At 42.9% G+C, this 20,752-nt stretch carries 22 protein-coding genes; 15 read left to right on the forward strand and 7 right to left on the reverse strand.

From position 1 onward, the window contains the following. Positions 1–3: 3 nt before the first annotated feature. Together greA and dxs are read right to left on the reverse strand one after the other, a co-directional pair. Positions 4–477: a transcription elongation factor GreA gene (gene greA / locus ACKI5J_RS03575; RefSeq protein WP_407426577.1), complete on the reverse strand. Its 474-nt coding sequence runs from the start codon at positions 475–477 to the stop codon at positions 4–6. A gap of 158 nt (positions 478–635) precedes the next feature. Beyond that, positions 636–2,564 (reverse strand): 1-deoxy-D-xylulose-5-phosphate synthase, encoded by a 1,929-nt coding sequence (gene dxs / locus ACKI5J_RS03580; RefSeq protein WP_407426579.1) that lies wholly within the window; start codon positions 2,562–2,564, stop codon positions 636–638. Between the two features lie 123 nt (positions 2,565–2,687). Between dxs and ACKI5J_RS03585 the strand changes: the two genes are divergently transcribed. Genes ACKI5J_RS03585 through ACKI5J_RS03595 form a run of 3 tightly spaced genes read left to right on the forward strand, consistent with a single transcriptional unit; the run spans position 2,688 to position 5,223 of the window. Next, entirely contained in the window at positions 2,688–3,443 is a 756-nt protein-coding gene (locus ACKI5J_RS03585; protein ID WP_407426581.1) for a segregation and condensation protein A, read from the forward strand. Between the two features lie 25 nt (positions 3,444–3,468). Further along, positions 3,469–4,740, forward strand: coding sequence for a serine hydroxymethyltransferase (glyA, locus tag ACKI5J_RS03590; RefSeq protein WP_407426583.1), 1,272 nt, complete (start codon positions 3,469–3,471; stop codon positions 4,738–4,740). A 57-nt stretch (positions 4,741–4,797) separates the two neighbouring features. Then, a complete protein-coding gene (locus tag ACKI5J_RS03595; protein WP_407426585.1) occupies positions 4,798–5,223 on the forward strand; it encodes a response regulator in 426 nt (141 codons plus the stop codon). Positions 5,224–5,352: 129 nt separating this feature from the next. Here ACKI5J_RS03595 and ACKI5J_RS03600 read toward each other — a convergent pair whose 3' ends face one another. After that, on the reverse strand, positions 5,353–6,054 hold the full coding sequence (locus ACKI5J_RS03600) for a ComF family protein (protein ID WP_407426587.1): 702 nt from the start codon (positions 6,052–6,054) through the stop codon (positions 5,353–5,355). A 14-nt stretch (positions 6,055–6,068) separates the two neighbouring features. Continuing rightward, complete coding sequence (gene rlmN / locus ACKI5J_RS03605; RefSeq protein WP_407426589.1) at positions 6,069–7,118, reverse strand: 23S rRNA (adenine(2503)-C(2))-methyltransferase RlmN; 1,050 nt, start codon at positions 7,116–7,118, stop codon at positions 6,069–6,071. A gap of 176 nt (positions 7,119–7,294) precedes the next feature. On the opposite strand from rlmN, the gene ACKI5J_RS03610 reads away from it, so the two are divergent. The 11 genes from ACKI5J_RS03610 to ACKI5J_RS03660 all read left to right on the forward strand — a co-directional run bounded on the left by ACKI5J_RS03610 (position 7,295) and on the right by ACKI5J_RS03660 (position 17,839). Further along, positions 7,295–8,473 (forward strand): amidohydrolase family protein, encoded by a 1,179-nt coding sequence (locus ACKI5J_RS03610; protein ID WP_407426591.1) that lies wholly within the window; start codon positions 7,295–7,297, stop codon positions 8,471–8,473. A gap of 51 nt (positions 8,474–8,524) precedes the next feature. Beyond that, a complete protein-coding gene (locus ACKI5J_RS03615) occupies positions 8,525–8,806 on the forward strand; it encodes an acylphosphatase (RefSeq protein WP_407426593.1) in 282 nt (93 codons plus the stop codon). Between the two features lie 13 nt (positions 8,807–8,819). After that, positions 8,820–10,328, forward strand: coding sequence for a polysaccharide biosynthesis C-terminal domain-containing protein (locus ACKI5J_RS03620; RefSeq protein WP_407426595.1), 1,509 nt, complete (start codon positions 8,820–8,822; stop codon positions 10,326–10,328). 19 nt (positions 10,329–10,347) lie between these two features. After that, positions 10,348–10,779, forward strand: coding sequence for a dUTP diphosphatase (gene dut / locus ACKI5J_RS03625; RefSeq protein WP_407426597.1), 432 nt, complete (start codon positions 10,348–10,350; stop codon positions 10,777–10,779). Positions 10,780–10,783: 4 nt separating this feature from the next. Further along, on the forward strand, positions 10,784–12,499 hold the full coding sequence (locus ACKI5J_RS03630) for a tetratricopeptide repeat protein (protein ID WP_407426599.1): 1,716 nt from the start codon (positions 10,784–10,786) through the stop codon (positions 12,497–12,499). Then, the gene (locus tag ACKI5J_RS03635) at positions 12,477–13,256 is read left to right on the forward strand and encodes a DUF4292 domain-containing protein (RefSeq protein WP_407426601.1); all 780 of its coding nucleotides are present in this window, start codon (positions 12,477–12,479) and stop codon (positions 13,254–13,256) included. The genes ACKI5J_RS03630 and ACKI5J_RS03635 overlap by 23 nt, the downstream gene beginning before the upstream one ends. Before the next feature lie 18 nt (positions 13,257–13,274). Then, the gene (locus ACKI5J_RS03640) at positions 13,275–14,534 is read left to right on the forward strand and encodes a murein hydrolase activator EnvC family protein (RefSeq protein ID WP_407426603.1); all 1,260 of its coding nucleotides are present in this window, start codon (positions 13,275–13,277) and stop codon (positions 14,532–14,534) included. 67 nt (positions 14,535–14,601) lie between these two features. Continuing rightward, the gene (locus ACKI5J_RS03645; protein WP_407426605.1) at positions 14,602–14,877 is read left to right on the forward strand and encodes a twin-arginine translocase TatA/TatE family subunit; all 276 of its coding nucleotides are present in this window, start codon (positions 14,602–14,604) and stop codon (positions 14,875–14,877) included. Position 14,878: 1 nt separating this feature from the next. Next, positions 14,879–15,073 (forward strand): twin-arginine translocase TatA/TatE family subunit, encoded by a 195-nt coding sequence (locus ACKI5J_RS03650; RefSeq protein ID WP_407426607.1) that lies wholly within the window; start codon positions 14,879–14,881, stop codon positions 15,071–15,073. 101 nt (positions 15,074–15,174) lie between these two features. Next, on the forward strand, positions 15,175–16,620 hold the full coding sequence (gatA, locus tag ACKI5J_RS03655; protein WP_407426609.1) for an Asp-tRNA(Asn)/Glu-tRNA(Gln) amidotransferase subunit GatA: 1,446 nt from the start codon (positions 15,175–15,177) through the stop codon (positions 16,618–16,620). A gap of 34 nt (positions 16,621–16,654) precedes the next feature. Beyond that, a complete protein-coding gene (locus ACKI5J_RS03660; RefSeq protein WP_407426611.1) occupies positions 16,655–17,839 on the forward strand; it encodes a transglycosylase SLT domain-containing protein in 1,185 nt (394 codons plus the stop codon). A gap of 8 nt (positions 17,840–17,847) precedes the next feature. Here ACKI5J_RS03660 and ACKI5J_RS03665 read toward each other — a convergent pair whose 3' ends face one another. Then, positions 17,848–18,378, reverse strand: coding sequence for an OmpA family protein (locus ACKI5J_RS03665; RefSeq protein ID WP_407426613.1), 531 nt, complete (start codon positions 18,376–18,378; stop codon positions 17,848–17,850). A 9-nt stretch (positions 18,379–18,387) separates the two neighbouring features. After that, a complete protein-coding gene (locus tag ACKI5J_RS03670; protein WP_407426615.1) occupies positions 18,388–19,176 on the reverse strand; it encodes a DUF4198 domain-containing protein in 789 nt (262 codons plus the stop codon). A gap of 100 nt (positions 19,177–19,276) precedes the next feature. Here ACKI5J_RS03670 and ACKI5J_RS03675 point away from each other — a divergent pair, with 100 nt between their 5' ends. Further along, positions 19,277–20,131, forward strand: a complete 855-nt coding sequence (locus ACKI5J_RS03675) for a hypothetical protein (protein WP_407426617.1) — start codon at positions 19,277–19,279, stop codon at positions 20,129–20,131. Here the strand turns inward: ACKI5J_RS03675 and ACKI5J_RS03680 are convergent, their stop codons facing one another. Then, positions 20,132–20,749, reverse strand: a complete 618-nt coding sequence (locus ACKI5J_RS03680; protein ID WP_407426619.1) for a sprT domain-containing protein — start codon at positions 20,747–20,749, stop codon at positions 20,132–20,134. It abuts the gene before it with no gap. Positions 20,750–20,752: the final 3 nt, after the last annotated feature.

Consider the following 20,752-nt stretch of genomic DNA (forward strand, 5'->3'; position numbering starts at 1 on the left):
TGTTTATCTGGATATTTCGAGAACTTCAAATTCAATTTTCCCTGCCGGCACAGCAATCTCAACGGTGTCACCTACAGACTTCCCTAAAAGTCCTTTGGCGATAGGAGATTTCACGGATATTTTTCCTGCTTTCAGGTCGGCTTCGGTTTCAGACACCAACTGATATTGCATAGTGGCGCCATTTTTTACGTTCTTGATCTTCACGATGGAAAGTGCAAGTACTTTAGAAGTATCCAGCTTAGATTCGTCGATCAGACGGGCACTTGCAAGAGCTTCCTGCAGCTTGGATATTTTTGCTTCGTGATGACCCTGAGCTTCTTTAGCAGCATCATATTCCGCGTTTTCAGATAGATCACCCTTATCCCGTGCCTCTGCAATTGCTTTCGCAATTTGATTGCGTCCTTCAGTTTTCAAAAAGTGTAATTCTTCTTTCAACTTTTCTAATCCTTCTTTGGAATAATAAATTACCTCTGACATTATTAATTTTTGTTTAAAGACCTATAAAAAAGGACAAGACTACACCTGCATACGCTGATATAGTCTTGTCCGTGAATAGATACGAATATAATATTTACATTATTATAAATGCAAATTTAGGCTTAAATGTTTATTAACCTCTATGGAAAATTTACAAATCAGCTTGCTATGCTTCCGGCGATCATCTTGACAGATAGCTTTTTAACCTCCGCGACAACGGATGCTGCGTCATAGCCACATTCAGCCCAGAGTTCGCTTTGGTCACCATGTTCGACGAAGCGATCAGGAATACCCAGGCGCACAACGGTAGCTGAATACCGATTATCAGCCATAAACTCTAACACAGCAGTTCCCATACCCCCCTGGACGCATCCGTCTTCCACGGTAATCACTTTCCTGAACTTAGAAAACACCTCGTGCAGCATGTCCTCGTCTATCGGCTTCAGGAATCTCATGTCATAGTGAGCAGGATTAATACCTTCTGCTGACAGGAGGTGAAGTGCCTTGGATACTTCATTACCAATATGTCCAATAGTAAGGATGGCAACATCCAAACCATCGGTAATTTTCCTTCCTTTTCCGATTTTCAGGGCTTTCATCGGGAGCTTCCAGTTTGGCATAACACCATTTCCCCTGGGATAGCGTATGGAGAATGGCCCCATATTATCCTGTTGAGCGGTATACATCAGATTTCTGAGTTCTTCTTCGTCCATAGGAGCAGTAACGATCATGTTGGGAATACATCTCATATATGCCAGATCATAGGCTCCATGATGAGTAGCACCATCGGCGCCGGCAAGGCCCGCCCTATCGAGGCAAAACACTACATTGAGCTTTTGTATGGCAACGTCATGAATCACCTGATCATAGGCTCTTTGCATGAAACTCGAATAAATATTGCAAAAGGGAACCATTCCCTGCGAAGCAAGTCCGGCTGAGAAGGTCACAGCATGCTGTTCGGCAATGCCCACGTCAAAAGCCCGGGCAGGCATGGCTTTCATCATGATATTCATGGAGCTGCCGCTTGGCATGGCAGGTGTCACTCCCATAATCTTCGGATTAACTTCGGCAAGCTCAACAATGGTATGTCCGAAGACGTCCTGATACTTAGGAGCCTGCGGTTTATCACTGATCGATTTCTTAATTTCTCCGGTTATCTTATCAAACAAACCCGGCGCATGCCATTTGGTCTGATCTTTCTCCGCGAGAGCATATCCTTTCCCTTTAACCGTCACGCAATGTAGCAGTTTAGGGCCGGGGATGTTTTTAAGATCTTTTATTACTTTCACGAGTTGTTTGACATCGTGACCATCTATCGGACCAAAATACCGGAAGTTAAGGGCTTCAAAAAAGTTGCTTTCTTTCAGGAGGGTTCCTTTTATGCTCTTTTCAATTTTTTTAATGGCCTGATGAGCATTGGGGCCCAGTTCTGAAATCTTGCCCAGAACATGGGATATATCGTCTCTGAATCGGTTATATGGCCTGGACGTAGTTATTGTGGTGAGATATTCCTTCAGTGCACCCACATTGGGGTCAATGGACATGCAGTTGTCATTGAGGATGACCAGTAAGTTACTGTTCTCGATACCGCCATGATTTAGCGCTTCGAAAGCAAGTCCCGCAGTCATTGCTCCGTCGCCTATCACGGCTACATGCTGACGATCTGTTTCGCCTTTTGCACGTGATGCAACTGCCATGCCCAGTGCAGCTGATATAGAAGTAGATGAATGACCTACACCAAAGGTATCATATTCACTTTCGGTTCTTTTGGGAAATCCACTGATCCCATTATATAAGCGGTTGGTATGAAATCTCGACCTTCGTCCGGTTAATATCTTATGACCGTATGCCTGGTGGCCCACGTCCCAAACTAGCTGATCGTACGGCGTATTAAGAGCATAATGAAGGGCAACTGTTAATTCAACGACGCCTAAGCTAGCTGCAAAATGACCCCCGTGAACAGAAACGACGTCAATGATATACTGACGCAATTCATGCGATAACTGCTCTAACTCAACCTCACTAAGTAACTTTAAATCAGATGGATAATTTATTTTATCTAATAATTTCCCAGCCTTTACTTCCATACAGTAGTAGCGTAAAAAAAAGTTTAAACGACAAAGTAACTCAATATTATTTATAAAATAATAGATGGAACAGTTTTATTTATGATTTACAGACCGAATTAAATCTTTATTTTTGAACCAGTTGTGATACATCAGGATACTTATGACATCAGGTTACCGCAATTTGAGGGACCATTTGACCTCTTATTGTTTTTTATCGAGCGCGATGAGCTGGATATACATGAGATTGCTATAGCAAGTATTACTGACGACTTCCTGGCTTACATCCAGGCAATGACGGCACTGAATATAGAACTTGCCAGCGAGTTTATATTTATAGCGGCTACACTAATGAGACTTAAGGCAAAAATGCTTTTGCCGAGACCCGAGCAGGACGACGAGGGAAGGGAGATGGACAACCGGGAAGATCTGATTAAGAAGCTGATTGAATACAAGAAGATAAAGATGGCCTCGGAAGAAATGCGTGTGCTTGAAGATAAACGCATGAAGCTACAGCGGCGGGGTAATATAGGAGATGATCTTTCAAAGATTGCGGGCGAAGCGGAACATGGCGAGGAGCTTTCTACGTTTAGCCTTTACAGGCTTCTTCTGATGTATGAGAAAGTAATAGCGAGAGGCCATCAAAACGTTCAGGTAACGCACACCGTTGTTCAATATCCATATACTATTGAACAGCAGAAAAAGGCTATCGCTGAACTGCTTCAATTAAATGCCCGCATGGATTTTTCAGACATGAAGAAACATTCTGAAAACAGGGTACATTTTATTTTTAACTTCCTGGCGGTGTTGGAGATGCTGCAGCAGCAGCTCATTTCGATCCAGACAGGCATTGGGTTTAACAATTTCAGGCTGGAATCCAACAACCATCCTGCACAGTAAAATATACAAATCATCAAGTAAAATAATGAACAGAGACAACGTAGTTTTTAAACTCATTGAAGAAGAGCAAGAACGCCAGGAGAGTGGCATCGAACTTATTGCATCCGAGAACTTTGTCAGTAAACAGGTTATGGAAGCGGCTGGTTCAGTACTTACAAACAAATATGCCGAAGGTTTGCCCGGAAAACGCTACTATGGCGGCTGTGAGATAGTAGATGAGATTGAGACTATTGCAATTGAGCGCGCTAAAAAGCTATTTAATGCAGAGTGGGCGAACGTACAGCCTCATTCAGGTGCTCAGGCAAATTCAGCTGTTTTCCTAGCGGTGTTAAAGCCGGGAGATAAGATATTAGGGTTCGATCTTTCACACGGAGGACACCTGACCCATGGATCACCAGTGAACTCGTCAGGCAAACTGTATACCCCATTCTTTTATGGTGTAGATAAGGAAACAGGATTAATTGACTATAAAAAACTTGAAGAGGTGGCTTTGGCGGAGAAGCCCAAGTTAATCATCTGCGGCGCTTCAGCGTATTCGAGAGAATGGGATTATAAGTTCATACGTGAGGTTGCTGATAAAATAGGAGCATTAGTGCTGGCTGATATCTCCCATCCTGCTGGACTGATTGCGAAAGGTCTCCTTGAAAATCCACTTCCACATTGCCATATTGTTACCACTACTACGCATAAGACTCTGAGAGGACCACGGGGAGGTTTGATTTTACTTGGAAAAGATTTTGACAATCCTTTCGGCTTAAAGACTCCCAAAGGTGAAATCAGAAAAATGTCTTCATTATTGGATATGGCAGTCTTCCCAGGCACCCAGGGGGGGCCGCTGGAACATGTTATCGCAGCTAAAGCGATTGCTTTTGGAGAAGCCCTTAGCGATGAGTACCTGGAGTACATTAAACAGGTGAAGAAAAACGCAGAGGCAATGGCGAAGGCCCTCGTGGCTCGCGATTATCAGATCATTTCCGGTGGTACTGATAACCACCTTATGCTGATTGACCTGAGAAATAAGAACATTACCGGAAAAGTTGCAGAGGCAGCCCTGCAGAAAGCCCATATCACCGTAAACAAAAATATGGTCCCTTTTGACGACAAGTCGCCGTTTGTTACATCGGGAATACGTGTAGGTACAGCAGCTATCACGAGCCGCGGTGTTAAAGAGGAACAAATGGAAGCAATCGTTGAATTGATCGATGCCGTACTGGCCGATCCTGAGAACGAGGAGCATCTAGAGTCTATTAAAACGAAAGTAAAGCGTATGATGGCCGATTTTCCATTATACAAATAATGATCAGGGAAGGAGGAGTCATTATCCCTCCTTCCCTTCTACCTATAAACCTTTATCATGCTCTCAACCAAAAAAGAAAAAGACCCTTCAGAAGGACTTATCCTTGTCGTTGACGATAACGAGATAAACAGATACGTAGCCAATAAATTATTAACGCAATGTGGATTTGAGGTAGAACTGGCCGAAGACGGACAAGTTGCCGTCAACAAGGTTGCGGTCAGACAATACGATATCATCTTGATGGATATCCATATGCCGGTTCTGGATGGCTTCAAAGCCACAGAAATAATCCGGTCTTATAACGAAGGAGAATTCAACGACCTTCCGATCGTGGCGCTCACCTGTTCCGTTTCGGAAAGGGCCCTGGAGGAAATTGGCAGATCAGGAATGACGGGTTACATACCCAAACCTTTTGTACCTGAAGAATTAAAACGCAAAGTTAAAGACATTCTTGGATTGCCTTATGTAAGCCCGGAACCTTAGCAAACGTTCAGCAGAAAAAAGAAAAAGCCGGAAACTATGGAAGTGTCCGACTCTCTCATCTAAATTAACGCTCTCGTGTATTGTTACGAAAACGAGTTTAAAAGGTTACAATCAATTTCAATTATTTTTTTATTCGGCGTAAGCGATTGCCAGAATGCTGACTTGCATGCCAGGCACCTGTAGGAGCGAAAGGGCACAGGCTTCCAGAGTTGCTCCTGTAGTGATTACATCATCCACTAACAAGACATGTTTACCTGCCAGATCACTTGCATTTTCGAGACTGAATACTTCTATCATGTTTTCAAATCGCTCAAACCTTCCTTTATGAGTTTGTGTACTGGTAGGTTTAGACCGATGTAAATACTGATCGCCCAAAGGAATTTGTAAAGCAGATGCCAACCCTTCAGCTATACAATGGCTTTGATTATAGCCGCGGGATTTGAGCCTTGAAGGATGGAGAGGCACGGGAACGATAAGATCTATTGCAGAAGCATAATCCACTGTTTTAAGATCTCTGGCGCACATTTCGCCAAGCAGATTGCCTAGCAGAGGTCTATTCTTATACTTAAGATGATGAATTATGTTTTGAACCTTGCCCTGCTTATGAAAATAGAGGTAGGCAAATGCGCTCTGAACGGGGATTCGCCCCCAAAAATGTCGCGCAACGGGATTGTCGGCTTGCCGGTAGAAGTTGGTATAAGGCAGGTCATAAAGACAATTCGTACAGAGCTGATACTCATGGGAAACGAGGTGATCACCACAAGCGCAGCACAGATCGGGAAAGAACAACGATAAAAAATCTTCAGCGTACTTCTTAACCGTGCTTACCATAACACTTAACGCATTTACTTCTCTTTTATGGCGAGCTGACCGCAAGCGGCATCTATATCCTTTCCGCGGCTCCTACGTATGTTGGTAATGACACCTTGCTTTCTGAGGTAATTGGCAAAAGCTTCCGTCTTGTCTTCCTCTGCATTCTGAAAAGAAGCAAACGAAATGGGGTTGTACTCAATGATATTTACTTTACAAGGCAGGTGTTTACAGAACTTAGCCAATTCGGCAGCATCTTCTAGGCCATCGTTAAAGTTGTCGAATAGAATATATTCGTAGGTAACCGGATTTTTTGTCTTTATGAAATAGTATTTGAGTGCCTCTGCAAGCGCTTTGAGGGTATTCTGCTCATTAATGGGCATAATCTCGTTCCGCTTCGTATCATTCGCAGCGTGAAGGGACAACGCGAGGTTAAACTTGACCTGATCATCGCCAAGCTTTTTGATCATCTTTGCGATACCAGCAGTTGAAACGGTAATTCTCTTTGGCGACATATTCAAACCGTCGGGAGAAGTTAACCTGTCAATGGACCGCAACACATTGGCGTAGTTCAGCAGTGGCTCTCCCATGCCCATGTATACGATGTTGGAAAGGGGAATTCCGTAGTTCAGTTTAGCTTGCTGATCAATCAGGACGACCTGATCATAGATTTCACCTGCATCAAGATTCCTCTTCCGTTCCATATAACCGGTTGCGCAGAATTTGCAGGTAAGACTGCAGCCAACCTGAGAACTCACGCAGGCTGTCATACGCTCAGGAGTCGGGATAAGGACACCTTCAATAATATTATTGTCTGCTAACCGGAACGTGTTTTTGATTGTTTTGTCGGAACTATGCTGGGACTGGTGAATATTAACCACATTGAGGTTAAACATATCATTCAACTTTTCCCTCAAAGCTTTCGGAAGATTGGTCATTTCTTCAAAGCTCCGTGCTGACTTCATCCATAGCCATTCAGAAATCTGCTTTGCGCGAAATGCCGGCTCGCCTTCTGCTATAAGCACCTTCTTAAGATCTTCGACCGAAAGATTCCTTATTTCTTTTTTTTCAATAATCGCGTTCACTTCACAAAGTTACTTAATAATCTGAGGACCACTGTAATAATATGGTAATGATTGCACAGTTTTGTAATGAAATTTTCTTAAAACGAGAACGTCCACGATAAAATGCGTATAATTGTTTTCCAATATGCGATAGCTATGCCATTGATCAGCACGAAATTATACGTTTACACTGAAATATGAATACCTATTACTCCGCAGACTACATTCTCCCGGCATCTTCTCCTCCTATCAAAAATGGCTATGTTGCAGTCAATGAAGCTCAGATAATTCAAGGACTTTATACTGAATATGAGGCCGAAGTCAGGGGCTTTCCAAAAGGAAAACGCCTGAAAGGAGTTATAGTACCGGGCTTTGTTAATACACACTGTCATCTGGAACTATCCTGGTTAAAAGGTAAGATTGAACGTAATAAAGGTTTGGTACCGTTTATTAAAGACGTGATCAGGCTCGGGCGATCAAAGCATGGAGATACTGTGGAAAGTATGTATCATGCCGATCGCACCATGTTTGAGAAAGGAATCGTTGCAGTAGGTGATATATCCAATCTTATCGACTCAAAGCCGGTAAAGCTTGAAAGTGCAATTAAGTATCACACCTTCGTTGAAACTTTGGGATTTGACCCAAGTCAGGCAAAAGATATTTTCGATTCGGCCTGTAAATTGAAAGAGGAGTTTGCACCTCTTAAGGCTTCAATTGCCCCCCACGCGCCGTATTCTACATCGAAAGAATTGTTAAGGTATATCAGTCGCGAGTGCGGTAATTCAGAAAGCCTCATGTCGATTCATAACCAGGAGAGTGAAGAAGAAAACACCCTTTTCAGGTATAAGACAGGGCTTTTCCTTGATTTTTATAAAGGGATGAATATTGATACTGAATTTTTTAAAGCGCAGGCCAGAAGCTCGGTTCAGTCTATTTTCTCTCATCTGGGAAAAAAGCAAAAAATTCTGCTGGTACACAACACGTATACCAGTCTGAAAGATATCTACTTCACGAAACGATCCGGCAGGGATATCTTTTGGTGCTTTTGTCCGAATGCCAACCTCTATATCGAGAACAGGCTTCCGAAGATCGAACTGTTCCGCCAAAATGACCTGACAATTACGCTCGGCACCGATAGCCTTGCCTCTAATGACGAGCTCTGTATCTTATCTGAGTTAAAAACGCTCCACAAACATTTTCCTTCGCTTCGCCTCGATGAAACGGTTAAATGGGCGACGCTGAACGGTGCGAAATTTCTGGATATAGACGAAGATTTTGGAAGTATTGAAGTTGGAAAAAAGCCGGGCTTAAATCTGATCAGTCATGTAGAAGGCCTGATGCTCACACCCGAGTCGACCGTAGAAAAACTCGTTTAGATTATTAACATTTGAGTTTATAAATCTTCCTTCATTTGGCTAAGTTTGCAAATGAAACATTTTACAATCACCGTGTACGGCAAGGTTCAGGGTGTATCTTTTAGGGCAGCAACGAAGGCAATTGCTGACCAGCTATCCATTAAAGGAATTATCAAAAACCAAACGGACGGATCAGTTTACATAGAAGCAGAAGGCGACTTGTTCTCTTTGAATTACCTCCTGGACTGGTGTAAAGAGGGTCCCGATAATGCAGTTGTGGATAAAGTGGATGTCTCTGAAGGAGAAATGAAGAACTATCTTAACTTTGAGATAGTGAAAAAACATCGGATCTAAACAACAGGCGAGCTTGTCAAACATTAAGAAATTTGCAGGGCAGACTGCTATCTATGGATTGAGTACCGTCATATCACGAGTACTTGGGTTCCTCTTAACTCCCTTATATGTAAAACTCTATCCAGCTAAGTTATATGGTGTTTTCACTGTAATGTATAGTTGGGCCTCCATTTTGAACGCCATGCTGGCCTTTGGCATGGAGACTACTTTCTTCCGGTATTTAAACAAATCAGGAAGCGACAAAGAGAAGGTTTACAACAATACCTTTATAGTCATCTTATTTCTCGCATCCATCTTCGTGGGAATGGCGTTCCTGTTTTCAGGAAGCATCGCTCAGTGGATGGTAACTGACCATACCACAAGCCTTACGGATTATGCCCAATATATCAGGCTCTTTATTCTCATTCTCGCCGTTGATGCGCTAGCCGTCATTCCATTTGCAAAATTGCGCGCTGAAGGGAGGCCTTTAAAGTTTGGCATAATTAAGATAGCGAATATTCTGAGTTTCGTAGGACTTAATCTGTTCCTTCTTTTAGCAGTACCTGCAATCATTAAGAACGACCTGATGTTCGCAGGCTTTTTCCGGGAGTGGTACAGACCTGGCTGGCTCGGCTATGTGTTTGTTTCCAATCTCGTTGCCAGTGCTGTGACCCTGGTGCTCTTACTGCCCCAGTTAATGGAGTTGAGATTAAAAGTTGACCGCCCTTTAATTTTGGATATGCTGAATTATAGCTTCCCGGTTCTGGTTGCAAATCTCTCGTTCATCATAAATGAGAACTCCGATAAGATATTTTTAAAAGAACTGCTTCCAGAAAGCATAGCCGAGCAGGAAGCGGGTATTTATGGTGCCTGCGCGAAGCTGGCGATTTTCCTCAGCATATTTGTTCAGGCTTTCAGGTTGGGGGCTGAACCGTTCTTTTTTAGTCATGCCAAGAATAAGAACTCAGGAGATACCTATGCCACTATAATGAATTACTTCATTATGGCCATTTCCCTTATTTTTGTAGGTATAGTGGCCAATATCGAAATTCTGAAGCATTTTATCAGCGCAAAAGACCCTGTTCAGCGTGAGCTATACTGGTCGGGGCTGAAGATTATCCCCGTCTTGTTACTGGGTTATGTTAGCCTGGGCATATATATGAACCTATCCATCTGGTATAAGCTATCGGATCAGACACGGTACGGGCTGTATATATCGGGCATAGGGGCGTTGATGACCATCGTTTTAAACATTATCTTCATTCCGAAGTACAGTTATGTGGCTTCGGCATGGATTTCGTTTGCGGCATATTCGACCATGATGGTTTTATCCTATTTGCTTGGACAGAAGCACTATCCCATTCCTTATAATGTTAAGAAAGCATTTGGTTACCTTTTGTCGTCGGTTATATTGGTAATTATATCATACCACCTTTTTGACAGAAACCTCATTGCGGGTAATATCTTATTCGCTTTATTTGCGCTTTCAATATTATACATCGAAAAGAAGAGCATCCGGAAGATATTATCCGGAAATATTTAACTTATACTACACCATGGACATGAACGTTAAAGTAATAAATAAATCAAATAATTTACTTCCTGCATATGAAACGGCCCTTTCAGCAGGGATGGATATCAGGGCATTCGTTACAGAAGATATTATCCTGAAGCCTTTCCAGCGATCGCTTATTCCGAGCGGGCTGTTCATTGAGCTTCCTCAGGGATTCGAAGCGCAGATTCGTCCGAGAAGCGGGCTTGCGCTGAAGCATGGGATTACCGTGCTGAACTCTCCGGGGACCATTGATGCTGATTATCGCGGAGAGATCAAGATTTTACTGATCAATTTGTCTGATACTGATTTCCGCATTCAAAGCGGAGACCGCATCGCACAGATGATTATTGCTAAACATGAACAGATATCATGGGAAGCTGCCGATAGTTTAAACGAAACAAGCCGTGGCGCGGGAGGTTACGGCCATACAGGGGTATAATTGCATGTTAAAAAGACTATTTCTTATTTCTGTCACGTTTTGTTGCCTTTCCGGCTCTGTATTTTCTCAGAAAAAGAATATAAAAGAGCCTGGCTTAAGCGGCGCTGACAGCATTGGCGTAAGAAACAGCTTCTTTTCAGGTCTTAGAGAAAAGACATCAGGCAGAATCGATGAGGCGGAGCGCTCATTTAAACGAACGGTGGAGCTGGATTCTGCAAACGGAGCTGCTCTCTATGAACTAAGTAATATCTATAGAATTAAACAGCAAATCGGGCTGGCCGAACAATATGCCGTTAAGGCTGTTGCCGCAAACCCGGACAATAAGTGGTTCCTTCTATCGCTGGCTGATATATACAAGCAGTCGCAAAATCTGGACAAGCTTCCTGCAGTGTACGACCGCCTCACTAAGCTGGAGCCTGATGTTGATGAATATCTCCTTGATAAGGCTAACGCATTGATACTGCTGGGACGGACGCAGGAAGCAGAAAAGATATACACTGAAATTGAGTCTGGGTTTGGGTCGTCGCCTGAACTCGAAACGCTCAAGCAGCGTCTTTTGATAAACGACCCTGATCCGGACAAATCGATCTCTGTTCTAGAGGAACTGATCAGCAAGAATCCGGCTGATATAAGAAATTATCTTGCACTGACGGAGCTGTACCTTAAAACAGGTTTAAAGGAAAAGGCACTGATCAGGCTTAAGCAAGCCAATAAAGTGGAGCCGAAAAACCCTTATGTGATTCTTTTGATGGCCGATGTATATCGCTCAGAGGGCAAAGACACGGAAGCCTTCAGAGAACTCAAGAAGGTAATAGCCGATGACGTATTAAATTTCGAAGTCAAAGCTCAGATCATTTTTTCCTACTTTCCTAAGTTGAAGAATGCCGCCTCATTATCTGAAGCTACTGAACTTGCACTCTTAGCTACGCGAAGACATCCAAAAGAACCGCAGGCATTTGCTATCTACGGAGATCTGCTGGCCCAATCAAAAGACCTTAAGGGAGCACAGGAAGCATACCGGCATGCATTGTCGATTAATGACAAAGAAGTCCGAATCTGGGAACAGTTACTCGAAATTGAGACGTCTTTGGGCGAGTTCGAGAAGGTTCTGGAAGACGGTGAAAAGGCTTTGACGCTATTCAGGGACCGTTCTTCACTTTATTTCTTTACTGGTATCGCTTATGCGCAGGTTGAGAACCATGAAAAAGCTATAGAACACTTGTCGCAGGCAGTTAATCTGGACACAGAGAACGCCGTGTACCAATCACAGGTTCAGGCCAGCCTTGCCAGTTCGCTAAATTCACTAAACAGATTTAAAGACGCTGATGCTGCTTTTGACAAATCTTTGGCGCTTGATCCTGTAAATGCTTACGCATTGAACAATTATGCCTACTATTTATCGTTAAGAAAAGAAAACCTGGAGAAAGCTGCGAAAATGTCTTTGCAGGCTAATGAGTTAGACCCTGAAAATCCATCTTTTCAAGACACCTATGCCTGGGTCTTATTTCAGCAAAAAAAATATGAGGATGCCCGGATATGGATTGAAAAAGCTATCAAAAACAACGCGAGCAGCGGAATTCAATTTGAGCATTTCGGAGATATTTTGTTTCATCTGAAGGAGCCTGACAAGGCACTCGAAAGCTGGATGAAAGCAAGGACATTGGGTGTTAAGTCAGAAACACTAGATAAAAAAATAAATGAAAAAAAATATTTCGAGTAGGCTTATACTTTTATGTTTAGTAGTACTGTGTTTCGCTTGCAAAGCAAAAAAGGAAGCGGCACCGGTTCTAACTACAGTGCCGCCAGAGGCAAGCAACAAAACCGAATCTATAAAAGCAATCAGCGAGAACGCATTTGGTTTCAGGACGTTATCAGCGAAGGCGAAAATTGATTTTAAGTTAAATAACACGTCTAACGGCGCGAATCTAAACTTGAGGATACGAAACGATGAAGTAATATGGATGTCAATTACTGCTATCGCAGGAATAGAAGTTGCCAGAGTGATGGTTACTCCTGACAGCATCAAAGTCTATAATCGGCTTCAAGGTGAATATTTGGCCAAGCCGTTTAGCTTCATCTCTCGATATTCGGGTCGAAATGTTGACTTCAATACACTGCAAAGCCTGCTCCTTGGAAACACGATAAAAGGCTCGGTCTCCCAGGCTTCTGAGATAAATTGGAGCGGCAACCAGACAGTTGTCAAGTCATCTGCAAAAGACCTTATCTATGAACTAATTTTTAACGAGCATTATAAGCTGATCGAAAATCGTCTGCGCGACTCGAAAGGTCAGCAGCTCAATGGGAAGTATAGCGAGTTTCAGGCAATTAACGGCCAAAACCTTCCATATTCAATAAGTCTGCTATCTAACGCAGGCAATAAAAACGTCCGGATCGACATTAAATACTCCAGTGTTTCTGTAAATGAACCAGTTGATTTTCCATTCAGTGTACCTAAAAGGTTTACAGTAAAGGATTAATTAAATAGATTTGTGCCCATGAGTCTTACCAGGATTTTTTTAGTCTTTGCTTTCCTTTTCCTTACCGGTTCTGCGTTTGCGCAAAGCAGTGCTGAGCTGAAGCGCCGTAAAGAAGCACTTACCCGGGAAATTGAGATGCTAAGACGGTCTCAGAATAAGGTGGTGAATAACAAGCGCCTGTCGCTTAAGCAAATTAACGCACTGAATGCCCAAATAAGACTAAGGGAGGCAAAGATAAGTACCATAAATTCCGAAGTAAGGTTGCTTGACAACCAAATCTCAGAGAATACGAATAACGTACGTTCCCTGCAAAGTCAGTTGGTCAAGCTTAAAAAGGAGTATGCGGCAATGATCCTGTTTGCTTTCAGAAATCAGAGTTCCTATAGCAAGCTGATGTTTATTTTTGCGTCAAGTGATTTTAATCAGGCTTACAAGAGGCTCAAATACCTTCAACAGTTTGGGGATTACCGGCGTAAACAAGCAAGGTACATACAGGAGACGCAGAGGGAACTGGGGCATAAAATCCAGCAACTCGACCATAACAAAAAGGAAAAAAGTTCATTGCTGGAAGATCAGGAGAAAGAAAAAGTTACCCTGGGGAAAGAAAAGAGCAATCAATCTGTACAGCTAAATAAGCTAAGCAAGCAGGAGAAGCAGCTACGCCAGGAACTCACTCAGAAGCAAAGGGAATCAGCGAAATTGAACCGGGCAATACAAAATGCGATCAGCAGGGAAATCGAGGCTGAACGTAAAAGAGCAGCGGCAGCGGCGGCGGCGGCGGCGAAAGCAGCGGCAGCGAAAGGAGATGATACAGAGGCAAAACCAGTGGCAAAGGGCACGAAAGTCTTGTCGGCTACTCCTGAATCCGCTAAGATGACGTCTGACTTCACAGGAAACCGCGGGAGTTTGCCATGGCCGGTGGCGAACGGAACGATAGTGGAGCGATTTGGCAGGCATTCAATTGGTAACGTATCAACAGAAAATAACGGTGTAAATATTCAAACGAACGAAGGTGCAACTGTGCGTGCAATTTTTGGAGGCACAGTAAGCAGTGTCATGAATATGGGCGCATCTACTGCAATCATCATTCGCCATGGCGAGTATTTCACCGTATACACCAATTTACGTTCGGTAAGTGTATCGAAGGGACAAAAGGTAACTGTTAAGCAGTCTATCGGATCTGTAGCCACAGATCCAACAGATGGTAGCACCGAAGTGCATCTTGAGATTTGGAAAGGAACCACGCCAATGAATCCGGAAGCGTGGTTGGCTAACTAGCTCACAATAAATTATAAACAAATGGCGTTTATTTTTATTCTATATTTGTATAATTAATCAGGGGAAGATGTTAAATTCTATATTGTTATTCCTTAACATGGGTACGCCGGAGCTAATGCTGATTCTGTTTGCAGTTCTCTTGTTATTTGGAGGTAAGAAATTACCTGAATTAGCGAGAGGCCTGGGAAAAGGCATGAGAGAGTTCAAGGATGCTTCTGATGGTGTAAAGCGAGAAATACACCGGAATATTAATGCTGTCAATGACGACTTGAGCGTTGATCTGGATACGAAGAAAGCAGCTGAAACAGAACAGCAAACAGAAAAACCACATATAAATTCATAATATGTTTAGTACATTTTTATTAATCGGATTAGGTGCGCCAGAAATTATTTTAATTGTGGTTGCTATTCTGCTTCTTTTTGGCGGTAAAAAAATTCCTGAGTTGATGCGCGGATTAGGAAAAGGCGTTAAGGAGTTTAAAGACGCTAAAGACGGTGACGGAGATTCAGTCAAACAAAACGACACAAAGACTTACTAAGTCTGATTGTAAGATAACCTTTTTATTACTTAGCCCCATATTCGGCATTATTTGCTCAATATGGGGTTTTTCGATTTAGGAGAATTATGTACCTTCACGGAATGGAACCGTATATTTCCTTGAATATCTTGCATGAAAAGATCAAAGAGGGCAAATTCACTTTAACGACAATAGTAGAACATTATCTGCAACGGATTGAGGCAGAATCTCACTTAAATGCATTCATCGAGGTATACAAAGACGAGGTACGAAAACTTGCTCCTATCATTAATGAAAAGATTCTAAATGGTACCGGCGGCAAACTAGCCGGAATGGTTATCGGTATCAAAGACCTTATCTGCTATAAAGATCATGGTGTATCGGCAGGATCCAGGATGCTTGAGAACTACGTTTCTATTTTTTCAGCCACGGTGGTGGAGCGCCTTTTAGCAGAAGATGCCATTATAATCGGTCGGCTGAATTGTGACGAGTTCGCTATGGGTGGTTCTAATGAAAACTCATATTTTGGCCACGTAAAAAATTATGCGGATAATACAAAGGTTTCAGGAGGGTCATCCGGGGGATCTGCGGTAGCTGTTCAGGCAGGATTGTGTATGGCTGCCTTAGGCACTGACACCGGAGGTTCTGTGAGACAGCCCGCTTCATTCTGTGGCATAATTGGGCTAAAACCCACATATGGGAGAGTGTCCAGACACGGTATTGTGGCTTACGCCTCGTCATTCGACCAGGTGGGGCCTCTGACTAAATCGGTCGAAGACGCAGCATTGATCATGGAGATCATTGCCGGTCATGATGATTTCGACAGCACATCTTCCACTCTTCCTGTTCCTAAATATAGCCAGGAGCTGTCATTTGAAGGAAAGAAGAGAATTGCTTATCTTCCTGAAACCTTACATTCTGAAGGGTTGGACCCCGAGGTTAAGTCATTAACTGAGGCGATGATCGCAAAACTTCAGGAAGAAGGCCACTCAGTTGAACCTATCTCTTTCCCTTATCTGGACTATGTGGTGCCGACTTACTACATATTGACTACTGCAGAGTCGTCTTCCAACCTTGCCCGTTATGACGGTGTTCATTATGGATTTAGAAGCCCAAATGCGGTAGATCTTGAGTCGACTTATAAAAAGTCTCGTTCTGAGGGCTTTGGAGCCGAAGTTAAACGCAGGATTATGCTCGGCACCTTTGTTTTGAGTGCAGGACATTATGCTTCTTTTTATGGCAAGGCGCAAAAAGTAAGACGCTTGATCAGGGAAAAGACTGAAGAGATTCTGAGAGATCATGACTTTATCCTTTTACCAACATCCCCCGGACCTGCGTTCGGCCTCGGCGAGAAGACAGACGACCCTGTAGTGATGTACTTAGCTGATATTTTCACCGTACAAGCCTCCCTTGCAGGAATTCCTGCAATCTCGTTACCGATCAGGGATAACTCCGACGGACTTCCTTTGGGTTTGCAGCTGATTGGTAAGCGTTTTGGGGAGCCTCAGCTTCTTGCTTTCTCCAAATACATGATGAATATGAATATGAATATGGCGGATCAGAAATAGCCGCTGGGCTATAACGCCTCTAACAAAAGAAGTGATGAAGAGAAGAAAAGTGTTGACCGCATTGTTATGGCTTTTAGGCACCTCCACTGTATTCGGAAAACAAACTACAACTTCATTTTCCGATACTTATCATGTGACTGTAGGTGCTGATTCAATGATGTATAAGCGCTCGCTTGAATCTATTCAAGACAGGGTTCCGCTTACTTACAATACTGAAGTACAGAAGTTTATAGATATATTTATCAACAGGCAAAAGGGCCGTATATCACAGATGCTCGGCTTATCGCAGTATTATTTCCCTATATATAAAAAGGTATTCGAAAACAGAAACGTTCCCGAGGAACTAAAATACATATCTGTAATCGAGTCATCACTTAACCCTCAAGCTGTATCACATATGGGCGCTGCCGGCCCATGGCAGTTTCTTTATGAAGTAGGCAAACTCTACGGTCTGGAGATTTCAGACCGGGTGGATGAGCGCAAGGATCCGTTCCTTGCTGCGAATGCCGCAGCCTCTCACCTCCTGGAGTCCTACTATATTTACGATGACTGGCTCCTGGCGATTGCTTCCTACAATTGCGGAAGGAATAATATCAAATGGGCTATGGAGAAAGCGGGAGGAAAAAGTGATTATTGGTCAATCAGACAATACCTTCCGACCGAAACCCAAAATTACGTACCGGCTTATATCGCGACGGTTTACATCATGAACCACTATTGGAAGCACAATATTGAACCAGGAGGGACTGACTTGCCTCTGGAAACAGAGAGCATTCCGGTGAGTTCCACCGTCACATTCCGTTCTATTGCTTCGGCAAGTAACTTAACGACGGAGGAAATCGCACGATTAAATCCGGCACACTTACAAGGGGCAATTTATGGAAGTGCGGAGCGCCCACAACTACTGGTTTTGCCGGGCAGTCGTAAGCCGTATCTGGAGCTCGTGAAAGATGTTTTGCATGGAAGACCGGTATCAGATGCAAGACTGCAGGCTGCTAATAATATTTTTTATAAAAGTAGAGGGGCTGCAGTAAAATCCACCGGTCATACACAAAGTGGAGATCAGGTTATAACGTACCGCGTTCAGCCTGGGGATACGCTTTCTTCGATTGCCGACCAGTTTAAAGGAGCTACAGAAGAAGAGATTAAAGTAATTAATAAACTCAAAGACTCTTCTTCTGTAAAGACCGGTATGATTCTTAAAATAATCGGAGGCTGATATCAGGATTATTTCCCCTGAGAAATCGTGATCTCAACACGTCTATTTTTAGCTCGCCCTTCGGGAGTACTGTTCACTGCAACAGGTTTGGTATCACCTAACCCAGTGGTAGAAATGGATGCGTCAGATAATCCCATGCTGACAGCAAATGCTTTAACCGAAGCTGCCCTTTTTTCAGAAAGCCATTTATTGTATTCTGCTGTCCCCGTTTTATCCGTGTGGCCTTCTATAAGCAGTTTCGCGGGGCCTTTTTCCTTTATAACCTCTACTAACTTCTTCAGCTTCTCCTTCGCCGGCTCAGTCAGATAAGATGAGTTTGTTGGAAAAAGGATTTCTGAGGCAAAGGTTACTTTAACCCCGCTTTGTACTCTGTCAACCTGTGTACCGGGTAACTTGTTCCGATAGGCGTCATATTCAGCGTCATCTGCTACCTGTGCTTGGCTACTTGCAGGTGTCGACACAATAGCCTTTTTACTTTTACAAGAACCTAAGGCTCCTACAGCAGCCAGCGCCGCTATTACTAGAGTCTTTCTAACCATGTTTATATATTATTTGTTTAAGAAGCTAAAACTATAAGACGAAAACCACCTGTCGAAATCAGCCGACTTTTCCGCTGGTAAAATGTTGACCGCTTTGATGAGCCATTCCCCCGCACGGTTAAGCTTTACATAAGCCTTCCCTTCATCGTCTGTTACTTGAGATGATGCAAATAGACTGCCGTTAAGCGTTTTCGTAGTAACCGCAACATAGGCCTTCTTCACCGGCTCGCCCTTGGATAGTACCTGAACGGTAATATCTTCACCATACTTCATTTTATAGGGATTCTGCGATAACACAATTTCAAAGTCGCCGTCTGTTTTGACCTCATACGCGCTTCCTGAAGCCTTATCGGAAATGACAAGCGTCTTAAGCGAATAGTGGTTATTCACGGAGAATAACTGCTTCATACCGGCCTTGTCTGCCACGTCAGCAAATCCTTCCTCCGCAAACTGGTTGTTAAGTGAAGTTCTGGATTTTTGTTCGACACTATTGAAAAGCTCCGCAGCTACGAGATGTAAACCTGAGCTTTTGTATGGCACCATGAGGGATGACTTAACTGCTCCCGCGCTGTCGATCAGATTTTCAGGTTTGGCACCCCGGTAGATTTTGGCACTCTTTAGTCTGGAATTTTCAACCTTACGATCTTCGCCGATATCAAACTTGCTACCTCTGTAAAGCTCAACATTGAGATCCTCCTTTTCTTTTAAAGCAAATGTATGCGGTCGAAGATAGTACTCCTGAGCCAGGACAGTTCCTGAGATAAGGGTAGCTAGGAACATAATATATAGTTGCTTCATTCTAGTATTGTTTAGACATTCAAACTTACAAGTTTTTGAGGTGGTGTGAAACTTTCAAACAATCAAATGTACGCTAACAGCACAAATAGATTGGTTGAAGATGTTTTACCAGATAATTTTAAACGCTTTCCAGATATCTTTGTTAGAGAACTATATGTATAAGTCTCCCTATATTAAGGTCAGATATTTAACCTTCCTCACTTCCATTGCCGCAATGTGCGTCGCTATTTCCTGCAATAACGGGGGAGTGAAAGAAAAACATCCACAGGCAAAAATGGGCGCAGCCAAGTCTGTATTTCGGGATGAAAATAGTATTAATAGTTATGCAGATTCAATTAATCTTAATATTTCGCAGTTCGAAAAAAGAGAAAGCCTGGTCTTTAACGATGCGGAATATTCCTTTTATGTGACCAGATATTCAAGTAATGGTAACCCGGTTCTTTATATTGAGCACGGAGATGGAGAAATGGGATCGGTTGAAAAGTACTACTATATAGATCATCATCAGTTGCTTCTGATTATAGAAAACGTTTTCAATTCGTACGAGAGTCCACGATACCAATCTCGTAGAGAATATTACAGAAATGATGTCTTATTTTACGCGAACTCAAAGTCTGCTGATGATGAAGTGTCATTCAAAGCAGCCAAGCATCAAAAAGCGGAGAGCAAAAAGCGAAACGTCGGCGAGATTCTCGGGAATCTGGAAAGCGCAATAGAAAACAAGGGTGAATTTGATCTTACATTTGAAGGAATTACAGAGTATCCAAAAGCGCGATACATTGTACTTAGCAAGAGGGAGCTTAAGTCCTATCGTGCAGTGATTAGAGTTGAAGATGAAGATGAATTGATAAGGGAACTCGTGACAAATGCTGAAAAGTATAAAGGTTCTTCCCTAAGTTTCAATTGGAAGATCAAAGATGGTGAGGCAATTTATGAAGGGGTCAAGTCAAGGTAATCAACCTGCTTCGAATATCTGAGCCATTGGATGAAACAGATAAAGGCGCCCGGTAGCCAGCTCAATGCATTTATAACGCTTACGCATTTTTTCAAGCTTTTTGAACCTTCTTCCGTTCTGGATGGTAAACGTTGTATTACATGGGATATTTTCGATCAACAGTACATTAGCGTCCTTGGAGTCGGGAGAGTTATACAACTGTATTGCTCTAAATAAGCTAACATCGGTACAGCTAGAAGCAGAAGGATTGGTAAGATAGCTGTTAATCTCCTTTCGGAGATCATCAGGAAAGATGTCCATTGCCAAAAATGGTTCCATCATCTTTTTGAAGTTGATCTTCCATTCTTGTCCATGCGGTTTCACGCTACCTTTGTGATCATTCCAGGTTTGCAAGTGTGCAAATTCATGAACCGTAGTTATCAGAAACGCATATGGGTTCAAATTATGGTTCACTGAAATACGGTGGTTAAGTCCTTTGTGACGCGGTCTGTAATCACCTAACTTGGAACTGCGCTTGCCTGCGATCTTAAAATCGCACTTGTAGTCATCTATCCATTTTAAAATGATATGGACGGCTCCCTGAGGGAGATACTCAAACAATTTTTGCGCATTGTCCATCGC

The sequence above is a fragment of the Arcticibacter sp. genome (assembly GCF_045629565.1).
Classification (GTDB): domain Bacteria; phylum Bacteroidota; class Bacteroidia; order Sphingobacteriales; family Sphingobacteriaceae; genus Arcticibacter.

What these genes read in the sequence shown, in the direction of transcription:
- ACKI5J_RS03615 (WP_407426593.1), top strand. Translation starts at nt 8,525, where the DNA reads ATGAAACATTTTACAATCACCGTGTACGGCAAGGTTCAGGGTGTATCT.
- ACKI5J_RS03595 (WP_407426585.1), top strand. Translation starts at nt 4,798, where the DNA reads ATGCTCTCAACCAAAAAAGAAAAAGACCCTTCAGAAGGACTTATCCTT.
- greA (WP_407426577.1), bottom strand. Translation starts at nt 477, where the DNA reads ATGTCAGAGGTAATTTATTATTCCAAAGAAGGATTAGAAAAGTTGAAA.
- ACKI5J_RS03610 (WP_407426591.1), top strand. Translation starts at nt 7,295, where the DNA reads ATGAATACCTATTACTCCGCAGACTACATTCTCCCGGCATCTTCTCCT.
- ACKI5J_RS03630 (WP_407426599.1), top strand. Translation starts at nt 10,784, where the DNA reads ATGTTAAAAAGACTATTTCTTATTTCTGTCACGTTTTGTTGCCTTTCC.
- ACKI5J_RS03660 (WP_407426611.1), top strand. Translation starts at nt 16,655, where the DNA reads ATGAAGAGAAGAAAAGTGTTGACCGCATTGTTATGGCTTTTAGGCACC.
- dut (WP_407426597.1), top strand. Translation starts at nt 10,348, where the DNA reads ATGAACGTTAAAGTAATAAATAAATCAAATAATTTACTTCCTGCATAT.
- dxs (WP_407426579.1), bottom strand. Translation starts at nt 2,564, where the DNA reads ATGGAAGTAAAGGCTGGGAAATTATTAGATAAAATAAATTATCCATCT.
- ACKI5J_RS03680 (WP_407426619.1), bottom strand. Translation starts at nt 20,749, where the DNA reads ATGGACAATGCGCAAAAATTGTTTGAGTATCTCCCTCAGGGAGCCGTC.
- ACKI5J_RS03600 (WP_407426587.1), bottom strand. Translation starts at nt 6,054, where the DNA reads ATGGTAAGCACGGTTAAGAAGTACGCTGAAGATTTTTTATCGTTGTTC.
- ACKI5J_RS03640 (WP_407426603.1), top strand. Translation starts at nt 13,275, where the DNA reads ATGAGTCTTACCAGGATTTTTTTAGTCTTTGCTTTCCTTTTCCTTACC.
- ACKI5J_RS03635 (WP_407426601.1), top strand. Translation starts at nt 12,477, where the DNA reads ATGAAAAAAAATATTTCGAGTAGGCTTATACTTTTATGTTTAGTAGTA.
- ACKI5J_RS03675 (WP_407426617.1), top strand. Translation starts at nt 19,277, where the DNA reads ATGTTTTACCAGATAATTTTAAACGCTTTCCAGATATCTTTGTTAGAG.
- gatA (WP_407426609.1), top strand. Translation starts at nt 15,175, where the DNA reads ATGGAACCGTATATTTCCTTGAATATCTTGCATGAAAAGATCAAAGAG.
- ACKI5J_RS03665 (WP_407426613.1), bottom strand. Translation starts at nt 18,378, where the DNA reads ATGGTTAGAAAGACTCTAGTAATAGCGGCGCTGGCTGCTGTAGGAGCC.
- glyA (WP_407426583.1), top strand. Translation starts at nt 3,469, where the DNA reads ATGAACAGAGACAACGTAGTTTTTAAACTCATTGAAGAAGAGCAAGAA.
- ACKI5J_RS03670 (WP_407426615.1), bottom strand. Translation starts at nt 19,176, where the DNA reads ATGAAGCAACTATATATTATGTTCCTAGCTACCCTTATCTCAGGAACT.
- ACKI5J_RS03645 (WP_407426605.1), top strand. Translation starts at nt 14,602, where the DNA reads ATGTTAAATTCTATATTGTTATTCCTTAACATGGGTACGCCGGAGCTA.
- ACKI5J_RS03650 (WP_407426607.1), top strand. Translation starts at nt 14,879, where the DNA reads ATGTTTAGTACATTTTTATTAATCGGATTAGGTGCGCCAGAAATTATT.